This is a genomic window from Pseudoponticoccus marisrubri, assembly GCF_001482405.1.
GTDB classification, from domain to species: domain Bacteria; phylum Pseudomonadota; class Alphaproteobacteria; order Rhodobacterales; family Rhodobacteraceae; genus Pseudoponticoccus; species Pseudoponticoccus marisrubri.
Genome location: NZ_LPXO01000082.1, coordinates 1 through 281, shown reverse-complemented (window position 1 = coordinate 281; position 281 = coordinate 1). Strand labels below are relative to the sequence as shown.

The 281-nt window shown below is 46.3% G+C and carries 1 protein-coding gene; it reads right to left on the bottom strand.

The window, feature by feature from the left end:
- Positions 1 to 252 (bottom strand): hypothetical protein (locus tag AVJ23_RS23230; RefSeq protein ID WP_205626910.1); only part of this gene is annotated, 252 nt, incomplete at its 3' end.
- Between the last annotated feature and the right edge of the window lie 29 nt (positions 253 to 281).

Sequence of the window (281 nt, the reverse complement as noted above, 5' to 3'; positions counted from 1 at the left end):
TACAGCGCAGAACATGAGTAACAAGGCGCAAAGTCGCACGGCAACCGCGTTCGATCTGCCAGCGTGAAGCTTTGGCACCTCGGAAATCAAGTTCGAAGCACTCCCTTTCAATTCAGCTTTAAGAATATAAAAGGTCGAAGGTTTTTGATAATGATTATAAGCGCTACCGGAAAAAGAATGTTTCGGTGTGACGATTTGAAAACTGGCGAAGGCTCCTTCGCGATATGCATAAAGCTGGTTCTGGAGAAACAAGCCGCACTCAGTATTGTGGGGTTACCATC